Source organism: Pseudophaeobacter profundi (assembly GCF_029697505.1).
GTDB classification, from domain to species: domain Bacteria; phylum Pseudomonadota; class Alphaproteobacteria; order Rhodobacterales; family Rhodobacteraceae; genus Pseudophaeobacter; species Pseudophaeobacter profundi.
Window position 1 is genome coordinate 1 of record NZ_JARJEF010000029.1, and the last position, 2,500, is coordinate 2,500.

Annotated in this window: 1 tRNA gene and 2 rRNA genes (1 of these 3 cut by a window edge); all 3 read right to left on the minus strand. The window is 53.4% G+C overall.

The features are described 5' to 3' along the window. Position 1: 1 nt before the first annotated feature. Positions 2-78: transfer RNA gene (locus P2081_RS20085), tRNA-Met, on the minus strand. Positions 79-175: 97 nt separating this feature from the next. Next, a 5S ribosomal RNA gene (rrf, locus tag P2081_RS20090) occupies positions 176-290 on the minus strand. Positions 291-489: 199 nt separating this feature from the next. Next, positions 490-2,500, minus strand: a 23S ribosomal RNA gene (locus P2081_RS20095); it runs 817 nt beyond the window's last position.

The following is a 2,500-nucleotide window of genomic DNA, read 5'->3' on the forward strand; positions in this document are numbered from 1 at the left end:
TTGGTTGCGGGAGTAGGATTTGAACCTACGACCTTCAGGTTATGAGCCTGACGAGCTACCGGGCTGCTCCATCCCGCGACAGTTTTGTTTGTCGTATCGCTTTGCTACTTGAGGACTGTGTTTTTGTCTGGGTAGCCAGCGTATTTTATCGTTTAGAGTTTTTGGATTTTACTAGGTTTGGCAGTGACCTACTCTCCCACGCCTTAAGACGCAGTACCATTGGCGCAAAGGCACTTAACTTCCGGGTTCGGGATGGGACCGGGTGTTTTGCTCTCGCTATCGCCACCAAACCAAGAAAAATCCAAGACCGACCCTCTTGGCGTAGCCAAGAGGTCGCGCGGCAGGCAGGGTATTTGCGTTAGCAAATGCCCGTTGCCGCACGTCAGCTATGTCACCTGTTGGTTTCATATCTGATATCGGAAGAAACAATCAACATTAAGTCCAAGTCAGTTGGTGCTTTTTGGTTCTTGAGGCTGTCTATTACTAGATCAGATCAAGCCAATCGGGCGATTAGTACCAGTCAACTGAACGTGTTACCACGCTTACATCTCTGGCCTATTGACGAGGTGGTCTACCTCGGCCCTCAGGGATACCTTGTTTTGAGGGGGGCTTCCCGCTTAGATGCCTTCAGCGGTTATCCTTTCCGAACATAGCTACCCAGCACTGCCGTTGGCACGACAACTGGTCCACCAGTGGTTCGTTCACCCCGGTCCTCTCGTACTAGGGGCAACTCCTCTCAAGTATCCTACACCCACGGCAGATAGGGACCGAACTGTCTCACGACGTTCTAAACCCAGCTCACGTACCTCTTTAAACGGCGAACAGCCGTACCCTTGGGACCTGCTCCAGCCCCAGGATGAGATGAGCCGACATCGAGGTGCCAAACACTGCCGTCGATATGGACTCTTGGGCAGTATCAGCCTGTTATCCCCGGCGTACCTTTTATCCGTTGAGCGATGGCCCTTCCACTCGGGACCACCGGATCACTATGGCCGACTTTCGTCTCTGCTCGACTTGTCAGTCTCGCAGTCAGGCTGGCTTTTGCCATTGCACTCAACGAGCGATTTCCGACCGCTCTGAGCCAACCTTCGCGCGCCTCCGTTACGCTTTAGGAGGCGACCGCCCCAGTCAAACTACCCGCCACGCAGGGTCCCGGATCCGGATAACGGACCGCGGTTAGACATCAAGAGTGCGAAGGGTGGTATCTCAAGGGAGGCTCCACCGAGACTAGCGTCTCGGTTTCGATGCCTACCACCTATCCTGCACGTCACAATCCTGATGCCAGTGCGAAGCTGTAGTAAAGGTGCACGGGGTCTTTCCGTCTAACCGCGGGAAGCCTGCATCTTGACAGGCAATTCAATTTCGCTGAGTCGATGTTGGAGACAGCGGGGAAGTCGTTACGCCATTCGTGCAGGTCGGAACTTACCCGACAAGGAATTTCGCTACCTTAGGACCGTTATAGTTACGGCCGCCGTTTACCTGGGCTTCAATTCAGAGCTCTCACCCCTCCTTTTAACCTTCAGGCACCGGGCAGGCGTCAGACCCTATACGTCGTCTTGCGACTTCGCAGAGCCCTGTGTTTTTAATAAACAGTCGCCACCCCCTGGTTTGTGCCCCCAGCTTCCAGTTGCCTGGAAACCGGGCCTCCTTCTCGCGAACTTACGGAGGTATTTTGCCGAGTTCCTTCAACATCGTTCTCTCAAGCGCCTTGGTATTCTCTACCTGTCCACCTGTGTCGGTTTAGGGTACGATCTTATAGAGGGGCTATTTCCAGGAACCGCTCAGCTGCTCATTCAATCCAATAAGGATGAACAACACCCGCGATCCGTCACCACCTCATGGCCCAGGAATATTAACCTGGTTCCCATCGACTACGCCTTTCGGCCTCGCCTTAGGGGTCGGCTTACCCTGCTCAGATTAGCTTTAAGCAGGAACCCTTGGACTTTCGGCGAGAGTGTCTCTCACACTCTTTGTCGCTACTCATGTCATCATTCTCGCTAGTGATCTCTCCACGGGATCGCTCACGCGCCCGCTTCATCGAAAGCTCCGCGTCTCCAATCCTACCGAAGTAGGTAAGGAGACATGGAACTATGTCACACTACGCTCTGCTACCATGCACTATGTGCATCCTCAGCTTCGGCTCATGGCTTGAGCCCCGTTACATCTTCGCCGCAGGACGTCTTAATTAGACCAGTGAGCTGTTACGCTATCTTTAAAAGATGGCTGCTTCTAAGCCAACTTCCTGGTTGTTTTGGACATCCCACCTGCTTTCCCACTTAGCCATGAATTAGGGGCCTTAGCTGGAGGTCAGGGTTGTTTCCCTCTCCACTACGGACGTTAGCATCCGCAGTGTGTCTGCCGTATAGTACTCCCGGGTATTCGGAGTTTGGTTAGGATCAGTAAGACGGTGAGTCCCCATTACCCATCCAGTGCTCTACCCCCCGGGGTATTCGTACGACGCTCTACCTAAATAGATTTCGCAGAGAACCAGCTATCTCCG